The sequence below is a fragment of the Deferribacter abyssi genome (assembly GCF_049472655.1).
Classification (GTDB): Bacteria; Chrysiogenota; Deferribacteres; order Deferribacterales; family Deferribacteraceae; genus Deferribacter; species Deferribacter abyssi.
In genome coordinates this window covers 13,608-28,666 of sequence record NZ_JAQNCS010000008.1, presented here as the reverse complement: position 1 = coordinate 28,666, position 15,059 = coordinate 13,608, and the positions used below count along the sequence as shown (strand labels likewise).

The window sequence follows — 15,059 nt, the reverse complement described above, 5'->3', positions numbered from 1 at the left end:
GGAGCTGTCCTTATACGGACTAAGTTTTGACGCAATCCCTTAGAATTATTGTTTGAAAGGAGCTAATTAGAGTTGGCTGATTAACAATGATACGAAAATTATTCCGCTTTTTACCACAAAGATTAAAACACAGAGTTAGTTTACTCATTGGCTTTTTAGGTGCAGGTACTGTAATTATAAATTTAATAGTCCTTTTTGTTTATTTGAACAGTTTTTTGAAAAATAATATTGAACACATTATCGATTCTAACTTTAAAATCAATGAGTATAACTTAACTGAAGCAATACTTTATGATGATGTTTATACTATTTTTGAGACTTTAAAAAAAATAACAGAGAATTCTCCATACATAAGTGATATTTACCTTTTTGATAATAACAAAAGATATGTTTTGGATTCAAAGGTTAAAAGAGATGCAAAGACACTTCAGGATTTTGATAAGGTAAATTTTAAAAGGGTAAAAACAATAAAGATAAAAGACGAGCCTATTGGATATTTGGTATTTTTAATAGATCAAATGTTTATAATTAATGAAATTAAGAATAATCTTTTAAATTTAGCAATGATTAATTTTGCGATTATTTTCTTTGGGGTTATGTTAGGGCTTTATCTAACAAAAATTTTGATTAGACCTATGAACAATTTTATAAATCAGATAAATGAACTAGATTATGATAAATTGCCTTTTAAAACCTCTGTGCCAGAATATGCTTCATACGAGATTAAAAAATTATCAGATACATTAAACAATATGTCAGAAAGATTGGCCGCAGCTTTGAATAAACTTTATGAAGAGGAAAGAAAGGTTAGAAAAAATGAAAAGCTTGCGTCAATAGGAATGATGGCTGCAGGTCTTGCTCATGAACTAAAAAACCCTATTATGACGATAAATCTTATTGTTTATCAGCTGAAAAAATGTTCTGCCGCAAACAATAGTTGTTCTGAAGATTTAAAAGTTATTCAAAGTGAAGCAAATAGGCTTGTGAAAAGAATAAATGAATTTTTGGAGTATTCAAAACCTATAGATGTTAGAAAAGCTGAAGTAGAAGTAGAAAGTATAAATTATGAATTGAGACAATATGTAATGAAAAGATTTGATAATGTTTCTTTAAAGATTCTTTATGATTTAAAAAAGATTTACACTGACAAAGAGAAGTTGCTTCAGGTGTTACTAAATCTTATAAATAACTCAATTGAAGCTAAGGCAAACGAAATAATAATGAAAGTTACAGGAGATAATAGTGATATAATCATTGAATTTGAGGATAATGGTGAAGGTATTTCTATAGAAAGTGAAGGTAAAATATTTATGCCATTTTATACAACTAAATCATCAGGGACTGGTCTTGGGTTAGCTATTTGTGATATGATTATTACTGCAATGGATGGGGAGTTAGTTTTTGAAAGGGGGAGGGAAAATGGTGCAAAATTTATAATAAGATTGAGGGATGCATATGTCTGCTAAAGTTCTTATTGTGGATGATGATAATGCTCTGTGTTATAGTTTGAAAAGAGTCTTAGGTGATCATTTTGATGTATATACTGCATTGAATATGGATGAGGCATTAAATCATCTAAAAAGTATCAAGTTTGATATTATGTTTCTTGATTACAAGCTTGGAGAAATAAATGGCTTAGATGTGTTGGAGGAAGCTAAAAAGATAGATGCTAATCTCCCTGTGGTGGTTATGACAGCTTATGGAACCAGTAATTTGATTCTTGATAGTATTAAAATGGGAGCTATTGAATATCTTGTTAAGCCTGTTGATCCCGATGAGTTGATTAAAATTATAAATAAATTGAAAAGAACTGACTTGGGAGAATGTTGTCCTGAAAATAGTTGTAAGATAGATGATTATGAATATCATGAAAAAATTTTTATAGGTTCTTCACCTGTTATGAAAGATGTGATGGTCTTGGTAGCAAATGTGGCAAGGACCGATTATCCAGTATTAATTACAGGTGATAGTGGAACAGGTAAAGAACTTATTGCAAAAATAATTCACCAGTATAGTAAACGAAGTGAATCTGTTTTTATTCCAATTAACTGTGCAGCCATCCCTGAAGAGCTATTGGAGAGTGAGCTTTTTGGTTATGAAAAAGGTGCATTTACAGGTGCAGAAAAAGGAAAACTTGGGAAGTTTGAGTTAGCACATAATGGCACAATATTTCTTGATGAAATTGGAGATATGTCTATAGATTTGCAGGCAAAACTTTTAAGAGTTTTACAGGACGGTACAATTGAAAAACTTGGTTGCAGTAAGTTCCATTATGTAAATGTCCGAATTATTGCTGCTACAAACAAGAACTTAAAATCAATGATTAGAGAAGGGAAATTTAGAGAGGATTTGTTTTACAGGTTAAATGTGGTGAATATCCATTTGCCTCCATTGAGAGAGCGCAAAGACGATATAAAGGAGCTTGCAATTTATTTTGCAAAAAAATATTCAAAGGAATTAAATAAAAGAATATGCTGCATAGAAAATGAAGTTTTTGAAATATTAAAGGAATATAATTGGCCAGGAAATGTAAGAGAACTAGAAAATGTGATTAGAAAAGCAGTTTTGATTACAAGGGATAATCTAATAAAAGTGGAAGATATGAAGATTGATGGTGAAATTGAAAAAAAAGATGTTCAAGATATTACAGAGTATTTTACAGGTAAATATAAATACAAACTTCTGGAAAAGAGTGTTGAAGAAGTGGAAGAAAAATTGATTAGAAAGGCACTAAAAATGACAAATTATCATTTGAGTAATACAGCAGAATTACTTGGTATAAGCAGAGTTACTCTTAATGCAAAACTCAAAAAATATGGAATAAAATCTGCTAACAGTTGATGTTTTTTTAGACTAATATGATGCGAGCACACTATAATGCATGCTTGCATCATAATATCATATACGTTATAAATTTTGGAAGTAACGTTTTTGAAAATATAAAGCCACATTTACAAGTCCAATCATAACAGGCACTTCTACAAGAGGTCCTATTACGGCAGCAAAGGCAGCTCCGGAGTTTATTCCAAAGACAGCCACAGAAACAGCTATAGCAAGTTCAAAATTGTTACTTGCAGATGTAAAGGCAAGGGTTGTGGTTTTGCTATAATCAGCACCTATCTTTTTCCCTATATAGAATGATACAAAGAACATTATTACAAAATATAAAAGTAATGGAATTGCTATTCTTATCACATCCATTGGTAGCTGCACAATTAATTTCCCTTTGAGGCTAAACATTACCACAATTGTAAAAAGCAGAGAAATAAGAGTTAGAGGGCTGATTTTTGGTATTACAACCTGATGATACTTTTCTCTACCCATAATTTTTACACCTATAAATCTTGTGAGCATTCCAGCGATGAATGGTATACCAAGATAGATAAAAACACTTTTGGAAATCTGCGATATAGTTATATTTACTACTGCTCCATGCAACCCGAAATATTTGGGAAGAATGGTTATAAAAATCCATGCATAAACAGAGTAAAAAAGCACCTGAAAGATTGAGTTGAAAGCAACAAGTCCAGCTGCGTACTCTGTATCTCCTTTCGCAAGCTCATTCCATACAATTACCATAGCTATACATCTTGCAAGGCCAATCATTATCAGTCCAACCATATATTCAGGGTAATTCCTAAGGAAAGTAATAGCTATAAAAAACATTAAAATCGGACCAATAACCCAGTTTTGTAATAGAGAGATAAAGAGGATTTTTAAATTTCTAAAAACATCAGGCAATTCTTCATATCTAACTTTTGCAAAGGGTGGGTACATCATAAGAATCAATCCAATAGCAATCGGGATATTGGTTGTGCCAATCTGAAATTTGTTTATAATATTTACAACAGATGGGACATAATAACCAACCCCTACACCAAAAATCATTGCAATGAAAATCCATAATGTTAAATAGCGGTCAGTAAAAGATAGTTTCTTTGATACCAGTTCCATAAGACTTTTCTCCTATATCAATTTACTCAGTTCGTTTTTAATATAATTTTTTATTTCATCTCTAACTTTTCTAAAAACTTGAAGAATTTCATCTTCACTTCCTATTGCCTTTACAGGATCTTCAAATCCTCTGTGAATGATCTTTGCTTTTGCAAGATAAGCTGGGCATGTTTCATTGGCATGGCCACAAACTGTAACTACCACATCAAAATCAATGTCACTAAGGTCATTTAGAGTTTTTGAGTAGTGATTGCTTACATCCACACCATCTTCTTCCATAACTTTTATCATGTAATGATTGAGTCCATGTTTTTCGATGCCTGCCGAATAAACATCGAATCTATCACCAAGGTATAACCTCCCGTATCCTTCTGCCATCTGACTCCTACATGAATTTCCTGTGCACAAAAAAAGAAGCTTTTTTTTCATAAATACACCTCACATTTTTCAATCAGTTTTTTTCTCATATCTTTTGGTTTGAGATTTTTTATATCATTCAAATTGATAGTTTCAATTTGACCAAATTTAATATTTAAATTTTCAATATTATCAAAGTCTTTTAAAATTAAGACAAGATCAAAGTAATATTTTTTAAAGTTACTTACATTTTTGGTGAAAAATCTTAATTCTGCATACTCTTTTGGATATAATTTCTTTATTAAAGGATTTACCTCTGGAGCAGGTGCAATTCCTGCACTTACACAGGTTATGTTATCTTTTTTTGATAATTCGATTTCAATAATTTGACTATATAAAGAATTGTCATAATCTACCACTAAAATCTTTTTTGCAGGTATGCAGCTATTTTTATTTGATGAAAGTTTTTTTAAATCTGTAAGTGCAGTTTCACTTTTTAAAAAGTTATTTAGCACTTCATTGAGGATAATTTTTTTTGATTTTTCTAAATGTTCATTTATTCTGTAATATGTCCATTTACCATCTTTCATATCAACTAAAATATTTGCTTGTTTCAATTTAGAGAGGTGTGTGGACAAAGTTGATTGTTTTAATTCTAAAACATTTTCAAGATCACACACACACATAATTGACCTTGATAATTAATCAGGTTTAAAATCCTTAGTTTATTTTTGTCAGAAATTGCTTTCAAAAATTTTTCCATAGACATGGCGGCAAATATATCTATGTATCACGATATGTCAATACGTAATCGATAGAGTTCAAATGTAAAGAAATTGAACGATTATGATAAGAAACTTTACATGATGATTTTAATTATCTTTCATAATAAAGGATTTTTATTCGCAATATTTTGGCATGAAATATGCATATTCTTAAAGTGATTAATTTCAGGAGGTTAAATTATGAGCGAATCTATAATTTTGCGTATGCAAAAGGACTTGGAAAGAGCGCTTTTAAAACCAGCTAACAAAAGAAAGTGGGTTATGTTGGTGGATGTTAGAAAATGTACTGGATGCCATTCGTGCTCTGTGGCGTGTAAAGCTGAAAATAAAACTCCAGAAGGTGTAAATTATCGTTGGGTGAAAGAAGCTGAAGACGGGGAATTCCCAAATGTTATGAGAATATTTATGCCTGGACTTTGTATGCAATGTGATAATGCCCCATGTATTAAAGCTTGCCCAGCTGGTGCAATTTACAAACGAGAAGATAGCATCGTTGTCATTGATTATTCAAAATGTCAAAGCTGTGGTGGTGCAGCAGTTGATGCCTGTCCATATTCAGCTATATCAGTTGATAAGGGTAATTATTATACTAAAGGTACCCCAAAAATTATGGACTATGAAAAAGGACCAATTTTTGAATATGGTCATAAATATGGAAGGGTTGGTGAGAATTTACCAATAGGTAGCTGTAGAAAATGTCATTATTGTCTTCATAGGCTTGAGATGGGCATGCTTCCTACATGTGTGACAACATGTTTGGGTGGTGCAAATTATTTCGGTGATATTAATGATCCGGAAAGTCTTGTATATCAAAAAGCAAAAGAGTCGAATGTTTATACGTTCCTTGCGGGTGAAGGTACAAAACCTACTACAAAATATGTAGCTGATGATATAGAGCTTTGTAAAAAATGTCATGAATAAAATAATTTTAAATATTTAATGTGGAGGTAATTTATGAGTAAAAAATCTATTGTGGATAAAATAGAGGTTAATAGAAGAGGCTTTTTAAAATCGTCTGCTTTTTTAGGTGGTTCTGTTATGCTTATGTCACAGCTTGGCTGTGTTCAGAAAAAGTTAGATGAGATGTCAAAGAAAGGTGAACTTTCAAAATATGTGTTAGCAAAACCAGAGCATGTAATTTATTCTGTTTGTTTGCAGTGTCACACAGCATGTAATATTAAATGTAAGGTTTATGATGGTGTATTACATAAAATAGATGGTAATCCATATTCTGCTCAAAATATGTATGAAAATTTACCTTACAATACTCCAGTGGATGTAGCTGCAAGAATTGATGGTAAAATATGTCCTAAGGGGCAAGCAGGTGTGCAAACATTGTATGATCCATATAGAATTGTGAAGGTTTTAAAAAGAGCTGGTAAGAGAGGTGAAAATAAGTGGAAAGCTATTCCTTTTGAGCAAGCTGTAAAAGAAATTGTTGAAGGTGGATACCTTTTTAAAGATGTGCCAGGTGAAGAGAATAGAAGGGTTGAAGGTTTAAAAGATATTTTCAAAGTGCGTGATCCAAAACTTATGAAGCAGATGGCAAAAGATACTAAAGCTCTTGCAGAAAAGAAAATGAGCTGGTCAGACTTTAAGTCAAAGTACGCAGGTAAAATGGATTTATTTGCAAATCCTGACCATCCGGATGCAGGGCCTTACAACAACAAATTTGTTTTTATGGCAGGTCGTATTGAGCATGGCCGTAAAGAATTTATGAAGAGATTTATGAAAGATTGTTTTGGTTCAGTAAATTTCTATGAGCATACCACAATTTGTGAACAATCTCACCATATTGGTTTTGGTGAAATGTTTAATGGTAAACATCATTTAAAACCAGATTTGATGGAATGTAAATTTGTTATTTATTTTGGTACAGGTGGTTTTGAAGCCAATTTTGGTCCACCACCTATATCTGAAAAGCTTACTGCAGGTTATACTGAAAAAAATATGAAAATTGCAGTGATTGACCCACGTATGTCTAAGACTGCTGCAAAAGCTGATTATTGGGTGCCAATAAGGCCAGGGACTGATGCAGCATTTGCTCTTGCAATGGGTAGATACATTATTGAGACCAGGAGATATGATAAGAAATATCTATCAGCGGCAAATTACAAAGCAGCTTATACGATAAATGAGACAACCTTTACAAATTCAACATGGCTTGTGAAAATAGAAAAAGATGGCCCAGGTGCTATCCTTAAGCCATCAGAAATTGGTTTATCTGGTGATTTTGTTGTTATGAAAGATGGAAAGCCTGTTGCTGGTAAGAAGAAAGGGGATGCTGTCTTTGGAGATCTTTTTGTAGATACAGTAATAAACGGTATAAGGGTAAAATCAGCGTTTCAGATTTATTATGATTCTACAAAGTCAAGAACTCTTAAAGAGTGGGCTGATTTATGTGATGTTCCAGTTGAGCAAATAATTACATTAGCAAGAGAATTTACATCTTATGGTAAAAAGGCAGCTATAGATTTTTATCGTGGTCCAGTTCAACATACAAATGGGTATTACAATGCAACAGCAATAATAGCTCTTAACTTACTTATAGGAAATGTTGATTGGGCTGGTGGTCTTTCTGTAGGTGGTGGACATTGGCATGAGTATGGTGGCAAAAAAGGTAATCCTTTTAATATGAAAAAACTTGTTAAAAATAAACTTGGGACATTTGGATATCCTGTAACTCGTGAAAAAACAAAATATGAAAAGACAACATTTTTCAATGGATATCCAGCTAAAAGACCATTTTACCCTTTTACCGGGAATGTTTATCAAGAGATTATACCTTCAGCATATGATGGTTATCCTTATGATGTAAAATGTCTTATGATACATAAAGGTACACCCGCGTTTGCTTCTCCAGCTGGTCATGTGTTTATAGAATTGCTTAAAGATGTTAATAGGATACCTCTATTAATTGGTAGTGATATTGTTATTGGTGAAACAACTATGTATTGTGATTACATTTTTCCAGATAAAGCTATATGGGAAAGATGGGGATTTTCACATCCAACACCTGACAACACAGTGAAAGTTTCCAAAATCAGACAACCTGTTGTAAATCCTATGACTGATAAAGCTAAGGTATATGGTCAGGAAGTCCATCTTGGTATGGAAACATTGATGTATGCAATTGCTGAGCAACTGAAGTTACCTGGTTTTGGTAAAGATGGATTTGGCCCTGGTTTAGATAATTACAGAGAAGAAGATTTTTATCTAAAACTTGCTGAGAATATTGCTATGGAAGGAACACCTGTTCCAGATGCTGATGCAAAAGAGATTGATATTTTCTTCAACGCTAGAAAACATTTAACAAAAGCTGCTTTTGATGTAGCTAAGGTGAAGGAGAGTCCAAACTGGAAGAAGATTGTTTATGTATTGAACAGAGGTGGAAGATTTGAGCATACAAGTAAAGCACATAAGGGTGATAAACTGGCTTATCAGTACAAAAAAGATATAAGTCTTTATGTGGAGAGTGTTGCGCAAACGAGAGATTCTATGACAGGTAAAAGATTTTATGGTTATCCAGTTTATGTACCTGCTGCTGACATGTTTGATAGACCTTTAAAACAGGATGGGTATGATTTACATTTGATAAGTTATAAAGAGATAACAGGTGGACAGTCCAGAACTTCAGGTGACTACTGGATGCTAGACTTGTATCTTGATGAAAACTTTATATGGATGAATAGTAAAGATGCAGATAGACTCGGTTTGAATGATGGTGATACAGCAAAAATTATTTCATCAACTAACCCTAATGGTGTATGGGATTTGAAAAATGGTATGAAAATTGAGATGATTGGTAAAGTAAAAGTGAGTGAAGCGATCAAGCCAGGAACTGTTGCAATTAGCTGGCACTATGGACATTGGGCATACGGCTCATACGATGTTGTAGTAGATGGAAAAGTTATTAAAGGGGATAAAAGAAGAGCGACTGGACTTTGTCCAAATGCTGCGATGCTTGTTGATCCTGTACTGAAAAACATGTGTCTAACAGACAAAATTGGTGGTAGTGCTTCCTTTTATGATACACATGTAAAAGTAGTTAAGGCATAATTTGAGGGGAGTAATTTCCCCTCTTTTTTTGGGGTGAAATATGCGAATTATTATATGTATAAAAATTATATTATTTGTTTTACTAATACCTTTGTTGGGATTAAGTGAAAATGAAGATTTTGAATTTCCTCAAGAAATTCATGAATTAGAAAATGTAATAATTGTTGTTCATAAAAAAACTGATTTTAAAATTAGTATCGACAATAAATGTTTACAAATATTCCAGATGAATGGGATTACGGTTAACAAAGGTATATATAGTGCTTCTGGAAATAACAGCTATTTAAAGCTTGAAAATAAATGTTTTGAAGGGGATAATGTAATTATTAAAATTGATATTGGTGGCAAAGATATTGAAAAAAAATACAAAATTCTACCTCAAATTGAAGTAGAAAGAGAGTGGGGATGTTAAAAAGTTGCACTATGAAAGCTGTAGTGTGAAAAACTATGATAGTGGTATAAGAGAATAGATTACTTATGAATTATCTTGATATTAGTTTAGATAATTTTTGAGTAAGTTAAAGTTGCGAAATGATGGTTAACGATTGGTTGACACTTCTTCTGATATAATTTCTATGATTTAATATTTTTTATATTTATAAAAAAAACTGGTGGAATTTTTATAGTATTGCTGGTATAAACTACATGTTTTAAGGTAGCTGTTGCATTATTAGTAACTAACTGATGGTTAAGAGTTTTTGTGAATAATAAGAATCTTTGTGTTTAGGAGGAGTTATGAAGAAACTTTTTTTATCTGTGTTAATTTTCATGTTTTTGTTATCTTTGGGATGGAGTAAGGATTTAAAAGTTGGCTTTGTTTATGTTGGACCTGTTGGAGATGGTGGATGGACGTATGCACATGATCAAGGGAGGAAAGCTTTAGAGGAATTACCATATGTGAAAAAAACTACATATGTTGAATCGGTTCCTGAGGGAGCTGATGCACTACGAGTTATTATGAAGTTAGCAAGAACAGGTCATAATCTTATTTTTACAACGAGTTTTGGGTTTATGGATCCAACTCTTGAAGTGGCCAAAAGATTTAAAAATGTGGTGTTTATGCATTGTTCAGGGTATAAAACGGCTCAAAATGTAGGGACTTATTTTGGCCGAATGTATCAACCTAGGTACCTTACTGGAATGATTGCAGGTGCTATGACAAAAAGCAACATAATTGGTTATGTAGCTGCCCATCCGATTCCAGAAGTCATCAGAGGTATTAATGCTTTTACTCTTGGAGTGAGGAAAGTTAATCCAAAAGCTATTGTAAAAGTGGTCTGGACTCAGACATGGTTTGATCCTGGGACAGAAAGAAATGCTGCAGAAAGCTTGTTAGATGTGGGAGCAGATGTATTGGCAATGCATCAAGATACTCCAGCAACATTACAGGCTGCAGAGGCTAGGGGGAAATTTGTTATAGGATATAATTCAGATATGAGGAAATATGCACCCAACGGTTTTTTAACGGCTCCTGTTTGGAACTGGGCTGCGATTTACAAATATGTAGCAAATGCTGTTCATACAGGTACTTGGAAAAGCGAACAAATATGGTGGGGGATGGATAAGGGGGCAGTAAAATTAGCGCCAATTAGTGATAAAGTTCCTGCTGACGTGAAAAAAATTGTTGATAAAGTAAAAAATGATATTATTAGTGGAAAGTTCAAAGTGTTTGAAGGTGAAATTAAAGATCAAAATGGTAGGGTTATATTACCGAAAGGGAAAATATTTAGTGATAAAGAACTTTTAGGAATGAGCTTTTTCGTTGAAGGTGTGCAGGGAGTTATTCCTAAATAAAAATTCAAAATTCCTGGGGGAGCGTAGGCTCCCCTAAATTTTTGATATTAAATTATGAAAGATATTTTATTAGAATTAAAAGAAATAACAAAAAAGTTTGGTAAAATAACTGCGAATAATAAAGTATCCTTTAATGTTAAAAAAGGAGAAATACATACTCTATTAGGTGAAAATGGTGCAGGTAAAAGTACCTTAATGAATATCTTAACAGGTCTTTATAGACCTGATAGTGGTCACATTTATTGGGAAAACGAGAAGGTTACTATCGATTCACCGGCAGATGCATTAAAACTTGGAATCGGAATGGTTCATCAGCATTTTATGTTGGTTAGAAACCACACAGTTTATGAAAATTTGTTTTTTTCTGTAAACAATCCACCAATGATATTAAATAGCTATAATGTAAAAAAAAGAATTAACGAAATTATAGAAAGATTTAATTTAAAAATCTCTATTGATGAACCTATTTGGAAGCTAGAAATAGGTAAACAACAATGGGTTGAGATAATAAAGTTACTTTTAAGAGATTGTAAATTGTTTATTTTAGATGAGCCTACTGCTGTTTTAACTCCACAAGAAAGTGAAAAGCTATTTGATTTCTTATATGAGTTAAGAAAAGATGGTAAATCTATAATATTTATTTCTCACAAGATGAGAGAAGTGATGGATATTTCAGATAGAGTGACGATTTTGAAAAAAGGTGAGGTAATAAAAACTCTTGATAAAGGTCAATTTGACGAGAATATGCTTGCTAAATTAATGATTGAGAGAAAAGAAGAAATTGTATTAACTAAGAAAAAACGACCAGCTGATAAAAAAGTTATACTTAAGCTACAAGATTTACATGTGAGGAATGATAAGGGGTTGTCTGATTTAGATGGATTAAGTCTTGAAGTTTTTAAAGGCGAAATATTTGGAATTGCTGGTGTGGCTGGTAATGGCCAAAAAGCTTTAGCAGAGGTTTTGACGGGATTAAAAAAGGTGGAGAAAGGTTTAATTGAAATAAATGGACTGGATATGACCTATTCCAGTGCTAGAAGTAAATATATTGCAGGTATTGCACATATACCTGAAGACAGAAAGACAATGGGTATAGCTCCTGATATGAGTGTTGAAGAAAATTTGGTTTTAAAGAATTTTAAGGATGATAAATTTAGAAAAGGTTTTTTCTTAAATTTTAAAAAAATTAGAGAAAATGCAGAAGAGAAGATAAGAAATTTTGATATAAAAGTGGCTTCATTAAATCAAGCCGTGAGGTTTTTGTCCGGTGGTAATATACAAAAAGTTATTATTGCCCGTGAATTGTCTCAACATCCTCAGATTCTTGTAGCTTTGTATCCTACGAGAGGACTTGATATAGGTTCTGCTGAATATGTACATAAGGTTTTACTTGAAGAAAGGGAAAAGGGGGTTACAACAATTTTAATATCAGAAGATTTAGATGAACTTTTTAAGTTGTCAGATAGAATTGGTGTGATTTTTAGAGGTAAGATTATTGGAATTGTAAATCCTGAAAAAACTTCAATAACAGAAATAGGACTATTAATGGCAGGGCATAAAAGTGAGAATTAAAATCACTAAAAGGAGCGAACAAAACAGGGGTGTTTTATTGATAGCACCTTTTGTTGCAATTTTACTTTCCTTTATAGTTGTAGGGATTTTTTTATATGCAAATGGGTTGAATCCTTATAATGTGTTTAAAGATATGTTTGTGGAGTCGTTGGGTTCTTTTTATGGTTTTAGTGAGACTTTAGTTAAGACTACTCCGCTGATACTTTGTGGTCTTGGAGTTGCATTGGCTTTTAAAATGGAGCTATGGAATATAGGAGCAGAGGGACAACTTTATATTGGAGCTTTTGGAGCATCCTTAATTGCGTTATATTATCCAATAAACAATCACTTTTTGATGTTGCTGGCAATGTTTTTGTCTGCGGGTATATTTAGTGGTATTTGGGGTATGATTCCTGGTTTTTTAAAAGCTAAATGGAATGTAAATGAAATTATAGTGACGTTATTGATGAACTATATTGCAATTTTGTGGGTGGATTATTTGGTATATGGGCCGTGGAAAGATCCTAAAGGATTTAACTTCCCACTTACAAAGCAATTTCCTGATATGGCTAGGCTTGGATATTATTTTGATACTAGATTGCATACAGGTTTTTTTATAGCTCTTGTTTTTGTAGTATTATTTTATATTTTAATTGAAAAAACAATTTGGGGATATGAAATTAGAGTAATTGGTAATAATCCGAATGCTGCTAAATATGCAGGTATAAATTATGAGAAAAACGTTATTATTGTAATGTTTATAAGTGGACTACTTTCTGGTATTGCTGGTTTTAGTGAGGTTGCTGGAGTGACATATAGGTTACAACATGGAATATCTCCAGGGTATGGTTATACAGCAATAATAGTGGCATGGCTTGCAAGAAGAAGTGCGTTAGGGGTATTGTTGGTTTCTTTTATAATGGGCGTATTGTTTGTTGGAAATGATGCTTTACAAATAAATTATCAACTTCCAGTGGCTTTTATTAATGCTTTTCAAGGTTTAATTTTGTTTTTCGTAATATCTTCTGAGTTTTTCGTTAATTACCGTATTAGTTTTGGAGAAAAATAGCAATGATGATTGAAATTTTGTTAGATGCAACAATTAGAGCAGGTACATCTATTCTTTATGCAACGTTAGGAGAAATTTTAACAGAAAGAAGTGGGGTCATAAATTTAGGTGTAGAAGGTTTAATGTTAATTGGGGCTTTGGGGGGATTTTATGTTTCTCATATTACAGGTAATCTTTTTTTAGGAGTTATAGCTGCTTTTATTCTTGCTGCCTTAGCCGGCATGATCCATGGCTTGATAACGGTTTATTTAAAAGCTAACCAGATCGTAAGTGGCTTGGCTCTTACAATGTTCGGAATAGGAGTTACGTCACTTTTTGGGAAAAAAATGATAGGTATCCCTTTAAATGGATTTCAAAAAATAGAGATCCCTTTATTGGGAAATATCCCAATAATAGGTGTATTTTTTAATCAGGATATTTTGGTATATTTTAGTTATATTTCAGTTATTGTGATGTCTTTTGTTTTGTTTAAGACAAAACTTGGTTTAAAAATTAGAATGGTAGGGGAAAACCCGGGTGCTGCTGATACTGCAGGTATAAATGTTTATAAAGTAAGATTTCTATCAACTGTGTTTGGTTCAGGGTTATCTGGAGTTGGAGGTGCATACTTATCATTGGCTTATACTCCGCTATGGATTGAAAATATGAGTGCAGGTCGTGGATGGATTGCCGTAGCTCTCGTTATATTTGCTTCTTGGTATTGCTATCGTGCAATGTTTGGTGCGTATCTTTTTGGTGGAATTAATGCGCTTCAGTTAAGGTTACAAGCTATAGGTACTAATGTATCTGCTCATATTTTACAGATGTTACCTTATTTATTTACTATTATTGTTCTTGTTTTTGCAACAATTAGATTAGAAAAGGGTGCTAAAGTAGAACCTGAGGGTTTGGGGCTTTCATATGACAGAGAGGATAGAAGGTAATAGTTTGATAGATTGCAGAAAAAAATTTTATCACTATTTTAAAGAAAACGCAGAAATTAATGGTGATATTATAAATGTGCAAAGTTTTTTAAATCATCAAATTTTGCCCGAAGTTTTAGAATGTATTGTAATTTATTTTAAAGAAAGTTTATCAAATATAATTTTTGATAAAATTTTAACAGTTGAAAGTAGTGGGATTTCAATTGCATCTGTTTTGTCCTATTTAACAAAAAAACCTTTTATTTTTGCAAAGAAAAAACGACCTATAACTATGGATTCCTTTTATTATAGTAAGAGCTATTCTTTTACAAAACAATCTGAAACTGAGCTTTTTGTAGCAAAAAGTGTTTTGTCAAAAGGTGATAGAATAGTTTTTGTTGACGATTTTTTTGCTCAAGGTTCAACATTAAATTCAGTGGAAGACATATGTAAACAGGCAGGTGCTGAAGTTTTGGCAAAATGTGTGGTTATAAATAAAAGCAATAGGGACGATATTATTTGTTTATTAAATATTAATGACTTAAAAAGTATACTAAATGAAAATAATGAATCAAAGAGTTAGTGAGG

At 32.3% G+C, this 15,059-nt stretch carries 13 protein-coding genes; 10 read left to right on the top strand and 3 right to left on the bottom strand.

What is annotated here, in order from left to right; genetic code table 11:
* Positions 1-86 precede the first annotated feature (86 nt).
* Both OWK30_RS05820 and OWK30_RS05815 read left to right on the top strand, forming a co-directional pair.
* Positions 87-1,466 (top strand): ATP-binding protein, encoded by a 1,380-nt coding sequence (locus tag OWK30_RS05820; protein WP_423324478.1) that lies wholly within the window; start codon positions 87-89, stop codon positions 1,464-1,466.
* A complete protein-coding gene (locus OWK30_RS05815; protein ID WP_423324476.1) occupies positions 1,456-2,841 on the top strand; it encodes a sigma-54-dependent transcriptional regulator in 1,386 nt (461 codons plus the stop codon). Before OWK30_RS05820 ends, OWK30_RS05815 begins: the two co-directional genes overlap by 11 nt.
* 66 nt (positions 2,842-2,907) lie before the next feature.
* Here OWK30_RS05815 and arsB read toward each other — a convergent pair whose 3' ends face one another.
* The 3 genes from arsB to OWK30_RS05800 are packed head-to-tail and all read right to left on the bottom strand — an operon-like array spanning position 2,908 to position 4,997.
* Positions 2,908-3,954 carry an ACR3 family arsenite efflux transporter gene (gene arsB / locus OWK30_RS05810; protein ID WP_423324474.1) on the bottom strand — a complete coding sequence of 349 codons (1,047 nt, stop codon included), beginning with the start codon at positions 3,952-3,954 and terminating at the stop codon, positions 2,908-2,910.
* A 12-nt stretch (positions 3,955-3,966) separates the two neighbouring features.
* Positions 3,967-4,383 (bottom strand): arsenate reductase ArsC, encoded by a 417-nt coding sequence (locus OWK30_RS05805; RefSeq protein ID WP_423324472.1) that lies wholly within the window; start codon positions 4,381-4,383, stop codon positions 3,967-3,969.
* Positions 4,380-4,997 carry an ArsR/SmtB family transcription factor gene (locus tag OWK30_RS05800; protein ID WP_423324470.1) on the bottom strand — a complete coding sequence of 206 codons (618 nt, stop codon included), beginning with the start codon at positions 4,995-4,997 and terminating at the stop codon, positions 4,380-4,382. The genes OWK30_RS05805 and OWK30_RS05800 overlap by 4 nt, the downstream gene beginning before the upstream one ends.
* Positions 4,998-5,276: 279 nt before the next feature.
* On the opposite strand from OWK30_RS05800, the gene OWK30_RS05795 reads away from it, so the two are divergent.
* The 8 genes from OWK30_RS05795 to OWK30_RS05760 all read left to right on the top strand — a co-directional run bounded on the left by OWK30_RS05795 (position 5,277) and on the right by OWK30_RS05760 (position 15,054).
* The gene (locus OWK30_RS05795; RefSeq protein ID WP_423324468.1) at positions 5,277-6,017 is read left to right on the top strand and encodes a 4Fe-4S dicluster domain-containing protein; all 741 of its coding nucleotides are present in this window, start codon (positions 5,277-5,279) and stop codon (positions 6,015-6,017) included.
* 33 nt (positions 6,018-6,050) lie between these two features.
* The gene (locus OWK30_RS05790; RefSeq protein ID WP_423324466.1) at positions 6,051-9,155 is read left to right on the top strand and encodes a molybdopterin-dependent oxidoreductase; all 3,105 of its coding nucleotides are present in this window, start codon (positions 6,051-6,053) and stop codon (positions 9,153-9,155) included.
* 40 nt (positions 9,156-9,195) lie between these two features.
* Positions 9,196-9,567, top strand: coding sequence for a hypothetical protein (locus tag OWK30_RS05785; RefSeq protein WP_423324464.1), 372 nt, complete (start codon positions 9,196-9,198; stop codon positions 9,565-9,567).
* Between the two features lie 323 nt (positions 9,568-9,890).
* The gene (locus OWK30_RS05780; RefSeq protein ID WP_423324462.1) at positions 9,891-10,949 is read left to right on the top strand and encodes a BMP family ABC transporter substrate-binding protein; all 1,059 of its coding nucleotides are present in this window, start codon (positions 9,891-9,893) and stop codon (positions 10,947-10,949) included.
* Between the two features lie 54 nt (positions 10,950-11,003).
* Positions 11,004-12,521: an ABC transporter ATP-binding protein gene (locus OWK30_RS05775; protein ID WP_423324460.1), complete on the top strand. Its 1,518-nt coding sequence runs from the start codon at positions 11,004-11,006 to the stop codon at positions 12,519-12,521.
* The gene (locus OWK30_RS05770) at positions 12,511-13,569 is read left to right on the top strand and encodes an ABC transporter permease (RefSeq protein WP_423324458.1); all 1,059 of its coding nucleotides are present in this window, start codon (positions 12,511-12,513) and stop codon (positions 13,567-13,569) included. The genes OWK30_RS05775 and OWK30_RS05770 overlap by 11 nt, the downstream gene beginning before the upstream one ends.
* A 2-nt stretch (positions 13,570-13,571) precedes the next feature.
* Complete coding sequence (locus OWK30_RS05765; protein ID WP_423324456.1) at positions 13,572-14,492, top strand: ABC transporter permease; 921 nt, start codon at positions 13,572-13,574, stop codon at positions 14,490-14,492.
* The gene (locus OWK30_RS05760; RefSeq protein WP_423324454.1) at positions 14,470-15,054 is read left to right on the top strand and encodes a phosphoribosyltransferase family protein; all 585 of its coding nucleotides are present in this window, start codon (positions 14,470-14,472) and stop codon (positions 15,052-15,054) included. Before OWK30_RS05765 ends, OWK30_RS05760 begins: the two co-directional genes overlap by 23 nt.
* Positions 15,055-15,059: the final 5 nt, after the last annotated feature.

Excerpts from the sequence above, each read along its gene's own strand:
- OWK30_RS05820 (WP_423324478.1), top strand. The coding sequence starts at position 87 with ATGATACGAAAATTATTCCGCTTTTTACCACAAAGATTAAAACACAGA.
- OWK30_RS05815 (WP_423324476.1), top strand. The coding sequence starts at position 1,456 with ATGTCTGCTAAAGTTCTTATTGTGGATGATGATAATGCTCTGTGTTAT.
- arsB (WP_423324474.1), bottom strand. The coding sequence starts at position 3,954 with ATGGAACTGGTATCAAAGAAACTATCTTTTACTGACCGCTATTTAACA.
- OWK30_RS05805 (WP_423324472.1), bottom strand. The coding sequence starts at position 4,383 with ATGAAAAAAAAGCTTCTTTTTTTGTGCACAGGAAATTCATGTAGGAGT.
- OWK30_RS05800 (WP_423324470.1), bottom strand. The coding sequence starts at position 4,997 with ATGTGTGTGTGTGATCTTGAAAATGTTTTAGAATTAAAACAATCAACT.
- OWK30_RS05795 (WP_423324468.1), top strand. The coding sequence starts at position 5,277 with ATGAGCGAATCTATAATTTTGCGTATGCAAAAGGACTTGGAAAGAGCG.
- OWK30_RS05790 (WP_423324466.1), top strand. The coding sequence starts at position 6,051 with ATGAGTAAAAAATCTATTGTGGATAAAATAGAGGTTAATAGAAGAGGC.
- OWK30_RS05785 (WP_423324464.1), top strand. The coding sequence starts at position 9,196 with ATGCGAATTATTATATGTATAAAAATTATATTATTTGTTTTACTAATA.
- OWK30_RS05780 (WP_423324462.1), top strand. The coding sequence starts at position 9,891 with ATGAAGAAACTTTTTTTATCTGTGTTAATTTTCATGTTTTTGTTATCT.
- OWK30_RS05775 (WP_423324460.1), top strand. The coding sequence starts at position 11,004 with ATGAAAGATATTTTATTAGAATTAAAAGAAATAACAAAAAAGTTTGGT.
- OWK30_RS05765 (WP_423324456.1), top strand. The coding sequence starts at position 13,572 with ATGATGATTGAAATTTTGTTAGATGCAACAATTAGAGCAGGTACATCT.
- OWK30_RS05760 (WP_423324454.1), top strand. The coding sequence starts at position 14,470 with ATGACAGAGAGGATAGAAGGTAATAGTTTGATAGATTGCAGAAAAAAA.